Genomic DNA, 605 nt, shown 5'->3' with positions numbered 1-605 from the left:
GCCGATTTGCTTGGTATTGGACGTTAGAATGCCGGGTCAGAACGGCTTGGATTTCCAACAAGAGCTTTTCAGAACGCGTGTGGAGATCCCGGTCGTGTTCATTACAGCGCACGGGGATATCCCGATGTCGGTCCGGGCTATGAAGTTTGGCGCGATCGAATTTCTGACCAAGCCGTTTAGGGACCAAGACCTACTTGATGCGATCTATCTCGGTCTCCAGACTTCGCAAATCCGACGAAACGAGAAGACAATGACAGCTGATCTTCGCGCGCGGTACGATTCGCTTTCTGTTCGCGAGCGCCAAGTTATGGACATGATACTTGATGGAAAACTCACAAAGCAAATTGCTGCGAAGTTTGCACTCAGCGAAATCACGGTGAAGGTGTGTCGGGCGCAGATCATGCGGAAGATGGAGGCGGCATCCTTGCTTGAACTCGGGCGGATGTCCGAGAGATTGGAAAGAATAAGGGATTGAGAGGCAGTCGATTATTGCTGACTTCAATGCGGCCTTGGAGAGCAGCTTGGGCTCACGCAGGAGCGTGCGCGATCTGACGAGCTATTCTGCCTCGCCATCAACGTCCTCAGAAATCTCCTGATGAAGCTTC

At 52.4% G+C, this 605-nt stretch carries 1 protein-coding gene; it reads left to right on the top strand.

Annotated elements, in window-relative coordinates; genetic code table 11:
- The coding region (locus AACY08_RS28045; protein WP_339472354.1) for a response regulator transcription factor at window positions 1-475 on the top strand (475 nt) is incomplete at its 5' end.
- Between the last annotated feature and the right edge of the window lie 130 nt (window positions 476-605).

Origin of the sequence: Pseudomonas sp. EL_65y_Pfl1_R83 (assembly GCF_963970695.1) — a bacterium.
Lineage (GTDB): Bacteria > Pseudomonadota > Gammaproteobacteria > Pseudomonadales > Pseudomonadaceae > Aquipseudomonas > Aquipseudomonas tritici.
Note: the sequence above shows the minus strand (reverse complement) of the source record. Positions and strands in the feature narration are given on the sequence as shown.